Source organism: Lacisediminihabitans profunda (assembly GCF_008040105.1).
GTDB classification, from domain to species: domain Bacteria; phylum Actinomycetota; class Actinomycetes; order Actinomycetales; family Microbacteriaceae; genus Lacisediminihabitans; species Lacisediminihabitans profunda.
The window spans coordinates 1-535 of sequence record NZ_VRMG01000108.1; the positions used below are offsets into that span (position 1 = coordinate 1).

Annotated in this window: 1 protein-coding gene; it reads left to right on the forward strand. The window is 65.2% G+C overall.

Features of this window, described 5'->3' with window-relative positions; genetic code table 11:
- The coding region (locus tag FVP33_RS19230) for an elongation factor Tu (RefSeq protein WP_484140801.1) at nt 1-310 on the forward strand (310 nt) is incomplete at its 5' end.
- Nucleotides 311-535: the final 225 nt, after the last annotated feature.

Genomic DNA, 535 nt, shown 5'->3' on the forward strand with positions numbered 1-535 from the left:
TGTCGTCAAGCCTGGTTCGGTCACGCCGCACACCGAGTTCGAGGCGAACGCCTACATCCTGTCTAAGGATGAGGGTGGACGCCACAACCCGTTCTACGCGAACTACCGCCCGCAGTTCTACTTCCGCACCACGGACGTCACCGGCGTCATCTCGCTGCCCGAGGGCACTGAGATGGTCATGCCTGGTGACACCACCGAGATGACGGTCAACCTCATCCAGCCGATCGCCATGGAGGAGGGCCTCCGCTTCGCTATTCGCGAGGGTGGCCGCACCGTCGGCGCCGGCACTGTTGTGACGCTCCTCCCGTAGCACCTGTTCCACACGAAAGGCCGCACCCTCGGGTGCGGCCTTTTGTCGTTGGGGTGTCCTCGCGCGCGTGGCCGTTTGTCGTTGGGGCGTTCGCGCGCAGGTGCCCGCTTGTCGTTGGAGCGTTCGCGCGTGCGTGCCCGTTTGTCGCGCTTGTTCCTCGTCGAACTGGCACAACGGCAACGAGCGGACACAGTCACGCGAACTCCGCCGCCGCATCCACCTGCC